Origin of the sequence: Flavobacterium qiangtangense (assembly GCF_042658345.1) — a bacterium.
In the GTDB taxonomy this organism is placed as follows: Bacteria; Bacteroidota; Bacteroidia; order Flavobacteriales; family Flavobacteriaceae; genus Flavobacterium; species Flavobacterium qiangtangense.
The window spans coordinates 66,661-81,376 of the sequence record NZ_JBHSQB010000005.1 but is presented as its reverse complement, the minus strand read 5'-3'; the positions used below and the strand labels follow the sequence as shown (position 1 = coordinate 81,376).

Below are 14,716 nucleotides of genomic sequence, written 5' to 3'. Positions count from 1 at the left end.
AACCGCACAAAAAATGATTCAAGCAAAAAATCTACATAAATATTACGACAAGCTTCACGTTTTAAAAGGAGTTGATTTACACATTGAAAAAGGCGAAATTGTTTCTATCGTAGGAGCTTCTGGCGCAGGAAAAACGACACTTTTGCAAATTCTCGGAACCTTAGACAAACCAACTGTTGAAAATGAAACGTCATTAAAAATCAACAACGAAGATATTCTGAAATTGAGCGACAAAGCACTTTCAAGATTCAGAAATTTGCAACTCGGATTCATTTTTCAGTTTCACCAATTGCTTCCCGAATTTACCGCTTTAGAAAATGTTTGCATTCCTGCTTTTATTGCCGGAAAATCGAAATCAGAAACCGAAGTTGAGGCTAAAAAATTATTAGATTATTTAGGTTTGTCACACAGAATCAATCACAAACCCGGAGAACTTTCTGGCGGAGAACAACAAAGAGTTGCCGTTGCAAGGTCGCTAATAAATAAACCAGCCGTAATTTTTGCAGATGAACCTTCCGGAAATTTAGATACGGCTTCTGCCGAAAACCTGCACCAATTATTTTTCAAATTAAGAGACGAATTCGGACAAACTTTCGTTATTGTTACTCACAACGAAGAGTTGGCAAATATGGCCGATAGAAAATTAATTATGTCTGACGGATTGATTCCTTGAGCATAAATTTAAAATCTGATTTAACGATTAATGACGAATTCTGAACTAAAAATTTTCCTCGACGAAAAGGTCGAATTGTATAATAATCCGAATTTTATTGAAAGCGATCCGATTCAAATTCCACATCAATTTTCTTTGAAGGAAGACATTGAAATTGCCGGATTTTTGAGTTCGATAATTGCTTGGGGCAACCGAAAAATGATCATCAATAATTCTAAAAAAATGATGAATTTGATGGGAAATTCTCCGTATGATTTCATCATGTCGCACCAAGATTATCAATTGGAAAGACTTGAAAATTTTGTCCACAGAACTTTCAACGGACAAGATTTCACAACATTTATCAAGGCTTTACAGCATATTTACAAAAATCACAACGGCTTGGAAGCGGTCTTCTCGAAAAATCGAGAAGCCAATTCGATGCAAAAAAGCATTCACGAATTCAAGAAACTTTTCTTTGAAATTGAACACCAACAACGAACGCAAAAACACATTTCTGATCCGCTGAATAATTCTGCTGCAAAACGTATCAATATGTTTCTCAGATGGATGGTTCGCCAAGACAAAAAAGGCGTTGATTTTGGGATTTGGAAAACTATTTCTCCAGCCAGTTTATCGTGTCCTTTAGACATTCATTCTGGAAATGTTGCTAGAAAATTAGGCATCTTAAATCGAAAACAAAATGATGCAAAAGCTTTGGCAGAATTAGACATGCAATTGCGAAAATTAGACCCAAATGACCCTGTGAAATATGACTTCTCATTGTTTGGTTTGGGTGTTTTTGAAGGATTTTAGTTTAAATTTTTAGACCTTTTAGATTTTTAGACTTCTTAGACATCCTAAAATAGAAATATAATTTGTCATAATCTAAAGAGTCTAAATGTCTAACAATCTATGAAGTCTAACCTTCTAAGTAGTCTAAAAATCTAAGAAGTCCAAATTTTAACGTACCTTTGCACAAAATTTACACATTATGTCCACTTTTGAGCAATTAAATCTTCCAAAATCATTACAAAAAGCAATTGATGATTTAGGATTCACCGCACCTACTCCAATTCAGCAAAAATCTTTTTCTGTAATTGCGTCAGGTCGCGATATGATGGGAATTGCACAAACCGGAACTGGTAAAACTTTTGCGTATCTTTTGCCTTTGCTGAAATTATATACGTTTACACCAACACATACGCCAAAAATCGTAATCCTTGTCCCAACGCGTGAATTGGTAGTTCAAGTGGTGGAAGAAGTTGAAAAATTGACAAAATATATGTCGGTTCGAACGCTTGGAATTTACGGTGGCGTAAACATCAACACGCAGAAAAAGAACGTTTACGAAGGAATTGATATTCTTGTGGGAACGCCTGGACGTGTGATGGATTTGGCTTTGGATAACGTAATTCGTTTTGACGAAACTCAAAAATTGGTTATTGATGAATTCGACGAAATGCTGAATCTTGGTTTCCGAGTTCAGTTGACTTCGATTTTGGCAATGATGAAACCAAAACGTCAAAACATACTTTTTTCGGCTACGATGACTGAAGAAGTTGATGCCATTTTGAATGATTATTTTGATTTTCCAGAAGAAGTTTCGCTGGTTCCATCTGGAACTCCTTTGGAAAAAATCAAACAATTTAGATACAAGGTTCCGAATTTCAATACGAAGATTAACCTTTTGAAAAACCTTTTGGCAAACGACGAAAGTATGTCAAGGATTTTGATTTTCGTAAACAACAAGAAATTCGTGGATATGGTTTATGACCGAATTGCAGAAGAATTTGAAGACCAATTTGGCGTAATTCACTCGAATAAATCTCAAAATTACCGTCTGACGACGATGGAAAATTTCCAACAAGGAATTTTACGCGGAATTATTACGACTGACGTTATGGCGAGAGGTTTGGATATTTCTGACATTACGCACGTTATTAATTTTGATGTTTCGGAAGTTCCAGAACAATATATTCACAGAATTGGTAGAACCGGTCGTGCTGATAAAGACGGTATTGCAATCAGTTTCGTTGGGCCAAAAGAAGAAGAATTTTTTATCGAAAGCGAACTTTTGATGAATAAGGAAGTTGATATTGAATCAATTCCAGAAGCGGTTGAAATTGCGACGGTTTTGATTGAATCTGAAAAAGTAAAGCAACCGATTAAACTTTTGATGAAAAAAGTGGCAAAAGGTTCAGGAGCTTTCCACGAAAAATCAGAGAAAAACAAACAAGTCAATCTTGGTGGACCTGGAAAAACAAAACCTCGAAAAACCAAAGCGAGAAACCGTGGTGTGGAAAGAGCTCGTGATAAAAAGAGAAAAGATAAAGGGAAATAGGATAATATTTTGCCACTAATTCACGAATTTTAATTCCATTGAGGATTTTTAATTCGTGAATTAGTGGCATTTTACTTTACTGTTTCGCAAAAACCAAACAAACTGGCGAACACAACTCGATTCGTTTTCCAGTGTCGGCAAGCTTTCCTGTAGTTTTATCAATTTTAAAAATTACTACATTATTGGTGTATTGGTGACCTACCAAAAGAAATTTTCCGGTTGGGTCAATTACAAAATTTCTCGGGCCTTTTCCTTTGGTATCGACTTGATTTACTAAATCTAAAGTCCCTTTTTTGCTGATTGCAAAAGTATTTATCGTGTTTGCATCACCCCTATTTGTAGCATACAAAAACTTTCCGTCAGGCGAAATATGAATATCTGCTGAACTTGTTTCGCCTTTAAAATCTTTCGCAACAATCGTAGTTTCTTGAAGGAATTTTAAAGAACCGTTTTTGTATTTGTAAACTGTCAAACTTCCGTCTAATTCGTGTAAAACATAAACAAACTTCCCGTCATTGCTGAAAACCAAATGTCTTGGTCCGCTTCCTTTTTTCGTATCAATTGTTTCTTTCAAAGTCAAAACATTTTTTGGAGCATTTTTGTCATATTTATAGACTAAAATTTTATCCATTCCCAAATCATTGAGCAAAACAAATTTCTTGTCTGGAGAAAAATAGGTCATGTGAACGTGAGCGCTTTCTTGTCTTTTTTCGTTGGCACTTTTGCCTGAATGCTGAATAATCTGTTTTGCTTTAGTCAAACTTCCGTCAGCATTTTTTCCAAAAACCGTGATATTTCCACCAGAATAATTGGCAGAAATTACATTTTTACCGTCGTTAATTATATAACAAGGATCAGCTCCGTTAGTTTCTTGTTTGTTTAAAAATTTCAATTTTCCGCTTTTTGGGTTAAACCCAAATGAGCTCACGGTACTTTCCTTTCCGTTTTCATTCACAGAATATACAAAATCATTTCCTTGTGAAACAGTCAAATAACTTGGATTAATTACGTTTTCTGTATTAGCTTTCAGCGAAAAATCTCCGGTATCAACACTAAAATCATAAACGTAAATTCCTTTGCTTTCACAAGAATTTGTGTAGGTTCCGATAATTAGATTGTAAATTTTATCTTGGGCATTCATTGAAATCGTGAGGAAAATTGCAAAAAGCAACAAACTGAGTTTTTTCATTTTGGATAATTTATGCTGTAAAATTAAGCTTCAATTTTGAAAAAATGTTGGAAATAAATGTTAAATGAAAAGGAAATAGCAGAATCAGTTAATCCTGTTTACACTTTGCGACTTAGCGCCTTCGCGTGTAACTATTCTCGCAAAGGCGCCAAGACGCAAAGCTTACATATCAAAAAACACTAATTATGCGTAATTTGATAATTAAAATAATTGTTCAAAAAAAACGCACCACAACTCCCAACAAATTCGTATTTTTGACAAACTTTCATTGAATGCAGTTCAAACACCCGGAAATTCTATACTTTCTTTTTTTATTGGTCATTCCAATTCTGGTTCATTTGTTTCAATTGCGTCGTTTCAAAAAAGAATATTTCACCAACGTACATTTTTTAAAAGAGCTTGCCATTCAGACTCGTAAGAGTTCAAAATTGAAGAAATGGTTACTTTTACTGACGCGTTTATTTTTGTTGGCGTGTTTAATCATTGCTTTTGCCCAACCCTTTTTCCAAGCAAAAGATTCAAAAGGAATCACAAACGAAATGTTTATCGTTTTAGACAATTCATTTTCGATGCAAGCCAAAGGAAAACAAGGCGAATTGATGAAAAGAGCGGTTCAAGAATTGCTAGAAAATGCTCCAGAAAACCAGACTTTTTCATTGATTACAAATTCAGAAACATTTTGGAACACCGACATAAAATCCATTCAAAAAGAGTTGCAAAACTTGAAATATAGCGCTTCTTCATTTCAGTTTGATAATTTAATGGCAAAAATTAAATCGAGAAAATCTCCTTATAATAAAGATATTGTCGTGATTACAGACGCTGTTGGTTTGGAAGCAAAACAGCTGAAAAGCATCGACAGCACTTTCAATACCTATTTTATAATTCCGAAAGCAGAACAGAAAAATAACGTTTCCATCGATAGCGTTTATATTAACCAAACTTTGGATAATTTTTATGAAATTGGCGTGAAATTATCTTCGTATGGCCAAAATGAAGATGATCTTCCGATAGCTTTGTACAACGATAAAAAACTGGTTGCCAAAACAATAGTAAAATTTGAGGGTAAAGAAAAATCAATCAATTTTACAATTCCAAAGGAAGATTTTAACGGTTATGCGTCGATCGAAGACAATGCTTTGCAATATGATAATCAATTGTATTTCAGCATTTCAAAACCGATCAAAACCAATGTAATTAGCATTGGTCAAGTTGAAAAAAGCACATTTTTACGAAAAATTTATGCTGATAAAGAATTCATTTACAGCAATTTTGACATTAAATCTTTGGATTACAATCAACTTGAAAAACACGATGCGATTGTTTTAAACGAAATTCAAGAAATTCCGCAAGCATTGCAAACAACATTAAAATCTTTTGTAGAAAAAGGAGGCAATTTGATCGTAATTCCTTCGCAGGAAAGTTCGGTTTCCAACTTAAATAGTTTGATGCAGAATTTTGGCGGAATTCAATTTAAAGCTTTAGAAAACAAAGAAAAATTAGTTTCAAAAATCGCTTTTAGTCATCCGCTATACAGTACGGTTTTTGAGAAAAAAATAGACAATTTTCAATATCCAAATTTTAAAAATTCGTTCGCCATTTCCAGCGCTTTTCCTTCAATTTTGGGATTTGAAGACCAAAGTTCGTTCTTGACAGCGATTCAAAATCCGGTGAGTTCGGTGTATGTTTTTTCCGCTCCGATAAATAAGGAAAATTCTAATTTCCAGAATTCGCCATTGATCGTTCCAACGTTTTATAATATGGCACAAAGCAGTCAGAAAACCGGAATCAACGCCCTGACAATTGGCGAAAATAGTCCGTTTTTAATGGATGTTTTATTGTCAAAAGACGAAATTTTAGAAATCAAAAGTCTTTCAGAAGATGCTGAGAAATTTATTCCGATGCAACAGATTTTGAACAACAAAGTGAAATTGACATTTAACGATTTTCCGCAGGAAGCTGGAAATTTCGGAATCTATAAAAAAGACGAGCTGCTGAAAAAAATTAGTTTTAATTACAACAGAACTGAAAGCGATTTGTCATCATCAAACGAAGCTTTGCTTTCTGATTTTAATGTAATTGACAGCATTGACAACGTCTTTGACACGTTACAAACCGACAGAACCGACAACGAAATCTGGAAATGGTTTGTGTTTTTAACGCTTTTATTTTTAGTTATAGAAATATTGATTCAGAAATTTTTGAAGTAAAAATAAATATCAAAAAAAGTTGCCACAGATTTAAAAGGATTAAAATGATTTGTACAGAAAAGAAAAAATCCGTGGAAATCATTTAACCTGTGGCAAAAAAAAAAATACAACAACACAACACGCATAAAATATGAACCTGATTATTCGACAAGCAAAAATTATTGATCCGAAAAGTCCGAATCACAATCAAACGGCCGACATTCAAATTGAAAATGGCGTTATCACAAAAATTGGAAGCCAGCTTTCAAATCCAGATAATTTTGAAACTTTGGAACTGGAAAACCTGCACGTTTCCCAAGGCTGGTTTGATTCGAGCGTAAGTTTGGGCGAGCCTGGTTTTGAAGATAGAGAAACGATTTCAAACGGCTTAACTACGGCTGGAAAAAGCGGTTTTACTGCAATTGCAATGCAACCCAACAGCTTTCCGATTGTGGACAACCAACAAAATATCAGCTTCGTGAAAGGCAAATCAGTTGGTTTTGCAACCGATTTATTTCCAATCGGCGCTTTGACAAAGTCAAGCGAAGGAAATGATTTGGCCGAACTTTTTGATATGAAAAATTCGGGAGCCGTTGCTTTTGGAGATTACAACAAAAGTCTTTCGAACGCAAATCTTTTGAAAATTGCCCTGCAATATGTTCAAGATTTTGACGGTTTGGTAATCGCTTATTCGCAAGATTCCAACATCAAAGGAACCGGAGTTGCTAACGAAGGAATTGTCAGCACAAGGTTAGGGTTGAAAGGGATTCCGGCTTTGGCAGAAGAATTACAGATTTCAAGAAACTTATTTATCTTGGAATATACTGGAGGAAAATTGCACATTCCGACGATTTCCACAGCAAAATCAGCGCAATTAATCCAAGAAGCAAAAGCAAAAGGTTTGAACGTAACGTGTTCAGTAGCGGTTCACAATTTGGTTTTGACCGATGAAAAATTGGACGGATTTGATACCCGATTTAAAGTTACGCCACCTTTGCGAAGCGAATCAGACAGAAAAGCATTGGTGGAAGCTGTAAAAAAGGGCACGATTGATATGATTACTTCAGACCATAATCCGATGGATATTGAGCACAAAAAGATGGAGTTTGATATGGCAAAAAACGGAACGATTGGTCTGGAAAGTGCTTTTGGAGCGTTGCTGACGGTTCTTCCTTTAGAAATTGTAATTGAAAAATTGACTTCCGTAAAAGAAGTTTTTGCAATTGAAAATTCAGAAATCAAAGAAGGAAATATGGCTAATTTGACGCTTTTTAATCCAGAAGGAAATTGGACATTTACGAAAGAAAATATCTTGTCAAAATCTAAAAACTCGGCTTTTCTTGGACAAGAAATGAAGGGAAAAGCGTATGGAATTTTGAATAATAATAAATTGGTTTTAAATAAATAATTATGCAAAATACGGTTGAAGAAGGAAAAAATATTGCGCTAATCAGCCATATTACAATCATTGGGACGATTATCGCGATTATTTTAAACAACGACAAAAAGAATACTTTTGCGTCATTTCACATTCGCCAGACCCTTGGAATTTTCCTATTGTTTTTCGCATTGGGTTATCCGGTTGGTCTTTTTGATGATTGGATGATTTCATCTTCTTTGTACATTTTCATCTTTATTCTTTGGGCGTACAGCTTTGTGAGCGCGCTTCAGGGACAGATGAATTTGATTCCGCTGTTAGGAAGTTTTTTCCAAAAATTCTTTAAAAATCTTACTTAAAATAAATGAAATCAAACATTGAATATCTCATCAGAGAACCAAAAATAAAGAAAGAAAAAAATCCGTTGTTGCTTCTGCTTCACGGTTATGGAAGCAACGAGGAAGATTTATTTTCGTTCGCTACTGAACTTCCAGACGACTATTATGTGGTTTCCGCTCGCGCGCCATACGACTTGCAACCTTACGGACATGCGTGGTACGCCATCACTTTTGACGCGGACCAAAACAAATTTTCTGATGACGACCAAGCGATTGAATCACGAGATTTGATTGCGAGATTCATCAACGAATTGGTTTCTGAATTGCCAATTGATTCAGAAAATGTGACTCTGATTGGTTTCAGCCAAGGAACGATTTTGAGTTACGCTGTGGCTTTAAGTTACCCCGAAAAAATCAAGCGAGTTGTGGCTTTAAGCGGTTATTTGAACGAAGGAATTTTAGCTTCTGGTTATGAAACTAAAAATTTCAAAAACCTAAAAATGTTTGTTTCTCACGGAACTCAAGACCAAGTTATTCCTGTGGATTGGGCAAGAAAAGCTCCGGAAGCATTGAAAAGTCTAGGAATTGAAGTGGAATATAAAGAATATCCAATTGGTCACGGTGTTTCACCTCAAAATTTTCACGACTTGAAAAATTGGTTGGAGCAAAATTAAAAATCACCGCAGATTCGCAGATTAAAAAATATAAAAACCGTAAATTCTAGGATTAATTTTAGAGTCTACGGTTTATTATTTATAAAAAAATCTGCGAATCTGCGGTAGTTTTTCTAATCTTCTGGGTTGTCGCTTCCGGTGATAACTTCTTCGTTAATCATTGCGCCGGCATACATAATGGAATCGCCTTTTTTAAGTGTAAATCCTTTGTCAGTAAGCAATTGCCATTCATCTTTGATATATGGTTTTCCTTCTGATTTGCGTTCCATAATTACGGAAGATTTATAATTTGGAAGAAATAATTCGGCTTTGTTCCCATCTTCTTCCAATACGGCAAATGCACTGATAACTGGGTCTCCCGCTTTAATTTCCGTAGCAGGATTTAAACGAATTCCGTCTTCAAACGGACGAATGCACGCTTTCTTAAGAATAGACCATTTATAACCTGCAGAAGTCACGCATCCGTTTTCATCTTTGTCAATTCCCACAACTTTTGCCAAGCTATCTTTCTCGATTCCAGCGTTATCGGACGAACCGCCCAAATCTCTACACGAAACTAAGGAAACAGGAATCATTAAAAGGAAAAGCATCTTTTTCATAAGGGGAATAGTAAATTGTTTGGTCTATAAAATTATAAAAAAATCTACTATTTCAGCGTTTTTGGATAAATAAAAGTATCCATTGTCTCAAACTCGGTTGGCTTTCCTTCATTCTTGTAGTACTTAATCAAAACTTCTCCCCAAGCACCGCCAACGTTGAAATCTGCAATAATCCATCGGTGATTTAAAATCTTAATTTTGTTGATAATCGGCTTGCTTCCGTTGATTAATTCATATTTTGTCAGCGGATTTCCAGTAGGATTTTCGTTCAAGGAACTGATTTCGTCTTTGATTTCTGAAGCCAATTTGGTTACGTCATAATCTTCAAAATATTCAATAGCATTATCATTATATTCCAAAGAAAAATAATTGGCATCCATAATTTGATTGTTTAGCGACGCAATCGAATCTTTTTTTGCCTTTGATTCCTTTTGGAAAGTTGCAATTCTATCTTCTTCTGACTTCGCTTTTTTCGTAAAATACATATACGTAAATATGTTCAAAAGCACCGAAAATATAAATAAGTAAACTATCGTTTTTTTCATTATTGTAAGTTAAATCGTTATTTCTAAATTATCATAAGCCAAAAATACATTCTCCGGAAGTCGTTGCTGAACTTCTTCGTGAAAGCCCATCGTGTGGCTGATGTGTATCAGATAAGCTTTCTTTGGTTTGATTAAATTGATAAAATCTAAAGCTTCCTGCAAACTAAAATGCGAATGATGTTCTTCCTCTCGCAAAGCATTTACAACCAAAACGTCTAAATTCTGAAGCTTCTCAATTTCAACATCTTCAACGGTTTTCACATCGGTTAAATAGGCAAAATCATCAATTCGATACCCAAAAACCTGCAAATCGCCGTGCATCACATTTATGGGAATTGCAGTCTTATCTCCCAGTTTAAAATTCTTATTGTTTTCAACCAAAATTGGTTCAACCGAAGGCGCTCCAGGATATTTATTCACGGTTTCAAAAACGTAAGCAAATCGCTGTTGCAATGATTCTAAAACGCGTTCGTGCAGATAAATTGGCATATTTCCTTGCTTGAAGTTGAAAGGCCGAATATCATCAATTCCTGCGGTGTGGTCAGAATGTTCGTGAGTGAATAAAATTCCGTCGACTTTTTGGCATCCAGAAGTAAGCATTTGCTGTCTGAAATCTGGGCCACAATCAATTACAAAAGAGTAATTTTCCCAAGAAATCCATACTGAAACACGCAATCTTTTGTCCTTAAAATCGTTACTATGACATACGGGATGGTCGCTTCCGATGACCGGAATGCCTTGAGATGTTCCTGTACCTAAAAAATAGACTTTCAAGTGCCGTTAATTTTTTACAAAAATAGCATTAATTCCCTTTAATAAAAGCCCTATTTTGTTAACTTTGCAATGTATTATCACAATTATGAGAAACGACGACAACGAAATTACATTAAAAGGAGATAGAGTTATTGAGCAAATTCCTTCAGTTAAGGACAAGGCTTTGCGTATCAACTTGAACGAAAATATTTACGGAACATTTGCTGAAATCGGTGCCGGACAAGAAACGGTAAGACACTTTTTTAGAACTGGCGGTTCTTCAGGAACGATTGCAAAGGCGATGTCTGCGTATGATAAAGATTTTAGCGACGCCATTTATGGTTCTGAAACTGACGGAAGATATGTGACGGAAGCGCGTTTGAAAAAAATGCTTTCTCACGAAGTTCGTTTGGTGGAACAACGTTTAAATCGTGATAAACACCCAAGCAAAATGTTTTTTAGCTACGCAAATACGGTGGCGACAATTGATTTTGCAAAACAATTTAAAGGTCACGGTTGGGTTGGAATTAAGTACCAAATCGAACCTGACGAAGATTATAACGAAATTGTACTTCACATTCGCTTTAAAGAAACTGACGCCAGATTACAACAAGAAACCCTTGGTATTCTGGGCGTTAACTTGATTTATGGTGCTTTTTATAAATACAACGACCCAAAAAAATTACTTCGTTATTTGTATGACCATTTGGACAAAGACCAATTGGAAATCGATACAATTAACTTCTCAGGACCCCGTTTTGCTGATGTTGACAATCGTTTGATGAGTTTGCAATTGGTTAAAAACGGAATGACTGACGCGGTAATGTTTGACCCAGACGGAAATAATGTTTTGCCTGCGGCGGTGCTTTACAAGAAAAATATTTTGGCTTTGCGCGGAAGTTTCCGTCCGGTTACAAAAGTCAATATGGATATGTACAAAAAGTCGCTCGAGATGTTTCTTGAGGAAAATAAAGTACAGAAGGAAAATACGTTGGTTGTTTTTGAAATCACGCTTTCGAATCTTCGTTCGGATGGTGAAATTGACGAACGAGATTTTATGGACAGAGCCGAATTGCTTTGTTCTTTAGGTCAATATGTTATGATTTCGAACTTCCAGGAATATTATAAAGTGGTTGAATATTTTTCAAATTATACCAAAGCCAGAATGGGATTAGCAATGGGTGTTAACAATTTAGTGGATGTTTTTGATGAGAAATATTACCGTCATTTGAGCGGAGGAATTTTAGAAGCTTTCGGTAAATTATTCTACCGAGATTTGAAAGTTTTCTTATATCCAATGAAAGATGAAAACGGAATCGTGGTCAATTCAGAAAATCTAAAAGTACATCCAAGAATGAAAGAATTGTACAAATTCTTCAAATTCAACGGAAAAGTGGTTGATATTACCGATTTTGACGAAAACGATTTGGAAATTTTCTCAAGAGAAGTTTTAAAAATGATTAGCAAAGGAAAACCAGGTTGGGAAGAAATGCTTCCAAAAGGTATTGCTGAATTAATCAAGAGAGATAATCTTTTTGGGTATGACCCAAAAAAATTGATGGAAGAAAGCACTAATTAGTTTGCAGTGTTCAGTTTGCAGGATTTAGATTGCGGTAATCAGTTCGAAGTAAGCAGTTTGCAGTTTTCACTACTCAGCTTTTAAACAACAATTATATAAAATTTTAAAAAAGCGGTATTCAAATTAAGTACCGCTTTTTTATTTTTATTTTTTTTTTTTGCCAGCTAAATAATTAAACTGAAATCTGCAAACTGAATACTGAATACTATTTCAATATTTGGTTAGCGTGCGCTTTCGTTTTTACATCAGAAATTACATCTTCGATAATTCCTTCTTCATTGATTACAAAAGTAGTTCTGTGGATTCCATCGTAGGTTCTTCCCATGAATTTCTTTGGTCCCCAGACCCCGAATGCCTGAATTACTTCTTTTTCTTCATCAGCCAAAAGCGGGAACGGAAAACTGAATTTGTCTTTAAATTTCAATTGTGCTTTCTGCGAATCAGCGCTTACGCCAAGAAGCTCGTAATTATTTGCTTTGAAACGCTCAAAGTTATCTCTCAAGTCACAAGCTTCCGCTGTACAACCTGGCGTATTTGCCTTTGGGTAAAAGAAAACTACTAATTTTTTTCCTTTGTAATCTTCTAATTGGCGGAATTTTCCGTCTTGGTCAAAACCCGAAAAATCAGGCGCCTTATCTCCTATTTTTAGCATCATTTATTTATGATTTTAGATTTGTAATTGATTCTTGCGATTGAAATCGTAAATTTACAGCTATAAAATTAGCTAAAAATGACCAAAAAAGAACGCGCTTCTTTCGTTATAACTACGTTAAAAGAATTATATCCCACGATTCCCATTCCGTTAGACCACAAAGACCCTTACACTTTGCTAATTGCAGTTTTGCTTTCCGCACAATGTACAGACGTTCGCGTGAACCAAATTACGCCGTTGCTTTTCGCAAAAGCGGATAATCCGTATGATATGATAAAAATGTCGGTCGAAGAAATTCAAGATATTATTCGTCCGTGTGGTTTGTCTCCAATGAAATCTAAGGGAATTTACGGTCTTTCGCATATTCTGATTGACAAATATAATGGCGAAGTCCCGCAAAGTTTTGAGGCTTTGGAATCATTTCCAGCCGTTGGTCATAAAACGGCAAGTGTTGTAATGTCACAAGCTTTTGGCGTTCCAGCATTTCCCGTGGACACTCATATTCACCGATTAATGTATCGCTGGGGATTGTCAAGCGGAAAAAATGTGGTGGAAACCGAACGCGATGCAAAGAAAATTTTTCCGGAAGAAACTTGGAACGAATTGCATTTGCAAATGATTTGGTACGGAAGAGAATATTCTCCGGCGAGAGGCTGGAATTTAGAGAAAGATATCATTACCAGAACTATTGGCAATAAAAAAATTCTAGCGGAGCTTGTAAAAAAATAACCGCAGATTCACAGATTTTTTTAAATGTTAAACGCTCAGAAAAATAAATCTGTGACCCGAGACTTAAAGTCGAACTGACGAAGTAATCTGCGGTGAACAAAAAAATATCCCGATAAAAATTATCGGGATATTAATTAATTAGCGATTGATTCAAATTTCAACCCGTTTACTTTGATAAAGCTCAAGGCTTTAGAGTAATTCAATAAAAACGATATTGTCTCTTTTTTTGGTTGCATTTGTTTTGTTGCTAATGTTTTTTTAGAGTAGATTTTTGCCATATTGATTATGTTTGTTTCTACTTTAACGCAACAAATTTCTGAATATTGTTAATTTGTCAAGATAATTTGATGCTTGTCAATAACTTTTCTCAAATTCATCAACGCATAACGCATTCTTCCCAAAGCTGTATTGATGGAAACGCCCGTCAATTCAGAGATTTCCTTAAAACTAAGGTCTTGATAAATTCGCATTACCAACACTTCTTTTTGGTCATCTGGAAGCTCTTCGATTAGCTTTTTCAAGTCACTTTCCACTTGATTCGTAATCATTGTGCTCTCAATATTTGGACAATTGTCAGACATTATAGAGAAAATAGAAAATTCTTCTGTCTCTCTAAACATCGGCATTTTTTTGTTTTTTCTGAAATGGTCCACAATTAAGTTATGCGCAATTCGCATCACCCAAGGAAGAAATTTACCTTCTTCATTGTAAGAACCTGATTTTAAAGTTTTAATAACTTTAATGAAAGTATCTTGAAAAATATCATCTGTAATATCTCTGTCAGATACTTTAGAATAGATAAATCCGTAAATTTTTGATTGGTGCCTATCGATTAGAGAAGCCAGGGCATTTTCGTCACCTGCGACATAACTCTTTACCAATAAAGCGTCTGGGAGTTGAACATTAGCCATAATATTACCTTTTAGTTTTTGGTTGTAATTGAAATCGTAATTCTAAAAAAGTAATGTTTTTGTAATAGGCAAATGTTAAATTAAGATTAATGTTGAGCCAAATATAGCTAATTTATTTTTATACTTCAAAATAAATTTTTGAATTTTAACATAAATCGTACAATAAAAGTAATTTTAACAAACA

General features: G+C 35.0%; 16 protein-coding genes. 9 read left to right on the top strand and 7 right to left on the bottom strand.

Going from position 1 to position 14,716, the window contains the following annotated elements; translation table 11 throughout:
* The first annotated feature begins 13 nt into the window (after nt 1-13).
* The 3 genes from ACFPVY_RS06000 (at nt 14) to ACFPVY_RS05990 (ending at nt 2,996) form a co-directional block, all read left to right on the top strand.
* Nucleotides 14-673, top strand: coding sequence for an ABC transporter ATP-binding protein (locus ACFPVY_RS06000; protein ID WP_379791063.1), 660 nt, complete (start codon nt 14-16; stop codon nt 671-673).
* 30 nt (nt 674-703) lie between these two features.
* On the top strand, nt 704-1,468 hold the full coding sequence (locus ACFPVY_RS05995; protein WP_379791062.1) for a TIGR02757 family protein: 765 nt from the start codon (nt 704-706) through the stop codon (nt 1,466-1,468).
* A 178-nt stretch (nt 1,469-1,646) separates the two neighbouring features.
* Nucleotides 1,647-2,996, top strand: a complete 1,350-nt coding sequence (locus tag ACFPVY_RS05990; RefSeq protein ID WP_379791061.1) for a DEAD/DEAH box helicase — start codon at nt 1,647-1,649, stop codon at nt 2,994-2,996.
* 76 nt (nt 2,997-3,072) lie between these two features.
* Here the strand turns inward: ACFPVY_RS05990 and ACFPVY_RS05985 are convergent, their stop codons facing one another.
* Nucleotides 3,073-4,185 carry a lactonase family protein gene (locus ACFPVY_RS05985; RefSeq protein WP_379791060.1) on the bottom strand — a complete coding sequence of 371 codons (1,113 nt, stop codon included), beginning with the start codon at nt 4,183-4,185 and terminating at the stop codon, nt 3,073-3,075.
* A 272-nt stretch (nt 4,186-4,457) separates the two neighbouring features.
* Here ACFPVY_RS05985 and ACFPVY_RS05980 point away from each other — a divergent pair, with 272 nt between their 5' ends.
* The 4 genes from ACFPVY_RS05980 (at nt 4,458) to ACFPVY_RS05965 (ending at nt 8,764) form a co-directional block, all read left to right on the top strand.
* Nucleotides 4,458-6,395 (top strand): BatA domain-containing protein, encoded by a 1,938-nt coding sequence (locus tag ACFPVY_RS05980; RefSeq protein ID WP_379791059.1) that lies wholly within the window; start codon nt 4,458-4,460, stop codon nt 6,393-6,395.
* 130 nt (nt 6,396-6,525) lie between these two features.
* The gene (locus ACFPVY_RS05975; protein WP_379791058.1) at nt 6,526-7,782 is read left to right on the top strand and encodes a dihydroorotase; all 1,257 of its coding nucleotides are present in this window, start codon (nt 6,526-6,528) and stop codon (nt 7,780-7,782) included.
* A 2-nt stretch (nt 7,783-7,784) separates the two neighbouring features.
* Entirely contained in the window at nt 7,785-8,111 is a 327-nt protein-coding gene (locus ACFPVY_RS05970; protein ID WP_379791057.1) for a hypothetical protein, read from the top strand.
* 5 nt (nt 8,112-8,116) lie between these two features.
* On the top strand, nt 8,117-8,764 hold the full coding sequence (locus ACFPVY_RS05965) for an alpha/beta hydrolase (RefSeq protein WP_379791056.1): 648 nt from the start codon (nt 8,117-8,119) through the stop codon (nt 8,762-8,764).
* Nucleotides 8,765-8,877: 113 nt separating this feature from the next.
* On the opposite strand, the gene ACFPVY_RS05960 is transcribed toward ACFPVY_RS05965, so the two are convergent.
* The 3 genes from ACFPVY_RS05960 to ACFPVY_RS05950 are packed head-to-tail and all read right to left on the bottom strand — an operon-like array spanning nt 8,878 to nt 10,682.
* On the bottom strand, nt 8,878-9,363 hold the full coding sequence (locus ACFPVY_RS05960) for a hypothetical protein (RefSeq protein WP_379791055.1): 486 nt from the start codon (nt 9,361-9,363) through the stop codon (nt 8,878-8,880).
* A 47-nt stretch (nt 9,364-9,410) separates the two neighbouring features.
* Entirely contained in the window at nt 9,411-9,908 is a 498-nt protein-coding gene (locus ACFPVY_RS05955; RefSeq protein ID WP_379791054.1) for a hydrolase, read from the bottom strand.
* A gap of 9 nt (nt 9,909-9,917) precedes the next feature.
* Nucleotides 9,918-10,682, bottom strand: coding sequence for an MBL fold metallo-hydrolase (locus tag ACFPVY_RS05950; RefSeq protein ID WP_379791053.1), 765 nt, complete (start codon nt 10,680-10,682; stop codon nt 9,918-9,920).
* Between the two features lie 85 nt (nt 10,683-10,767).
* On the opposite strand from ACFPVY_RS05950, the gene ACFPVY_RS05945 reads away from it, so the two are divergent.
* Nucleotides 10,768-12,240 carry a TonB-dependent receptor gene (locus ACFPVY_RS05945; protein ID WP_379791052.1) on the top strand — a complete coding sequence of 491 codons (1,473 nt, stop codon included), beginning with the start codon at nt 10,768-10,770 and terminating at the stop codon, nt 12,238-12,240.
* Nucleotides 12,241-12,445: 205 nt separating this feature from the next.
* On the opposite strand, the gene bcp is transcribed toward ACFPVY_RS05945, so the two are convergent.
* Nucleotides 12,446-12,895 (bottom strand): thioredoxin-dependent thiol peroxidase, encoded by a 450-nt coding sequence (bcp, locus tag ACFPVY_RS05940; protein WP_379791051.1) that lies wholly within the window; start codon nt 12,893-12,895, stop codon nt 12,446-12,448.
* Nucleotides 12,896-12,970: 75 nt separating this feature from the next.
* On the opposite strand from bcp, the gene ACFPVY_RS05935 reads away from it, so the two are divergent.
* Nucleotides 12,971-13,621, top strand: a complete 651-nt coding sequence (locus ACFPVY_RS05935; RefSeq protein WP_379791050.1) for an endonuclease III domain-containing protein — start codon at nt 12,971-12,973, stop codon at nt 13,619-13,621.
* Between the two features lie 134 nt (nt 13,622-13,755).
* On the opposite strand, the gene ACFPVY_RS05930 is transcribed toward ACFPVY_RS05935, so the two are convergent.
* On the bottom strand, nt 13,756-13,899 hold the full coding sequence (locus tag ACFPVY_RS05930; RefSeq protein ID WP_379791049.1) for a hypothetical protein: 144 nt from the start codon (nt 13,897-13,899) through the stop codon (nt 13,756-13,758).
* Between the two features lie 48 nt (nt 13,900-13,947).
* Nucleotides 13,948-14,532, bottom strand: coding sequence for an RNA polymerase sigma factor (locus tag ACFPVY_RS05925; RefSeq protein WP_379791048.1), 585 nt, complete (start codon nt 14,530-14,532; stop codon nt 13,948-13,950).
* Nucleotides 14,533-14,716 lie beyond the last annotated feature (184 nt).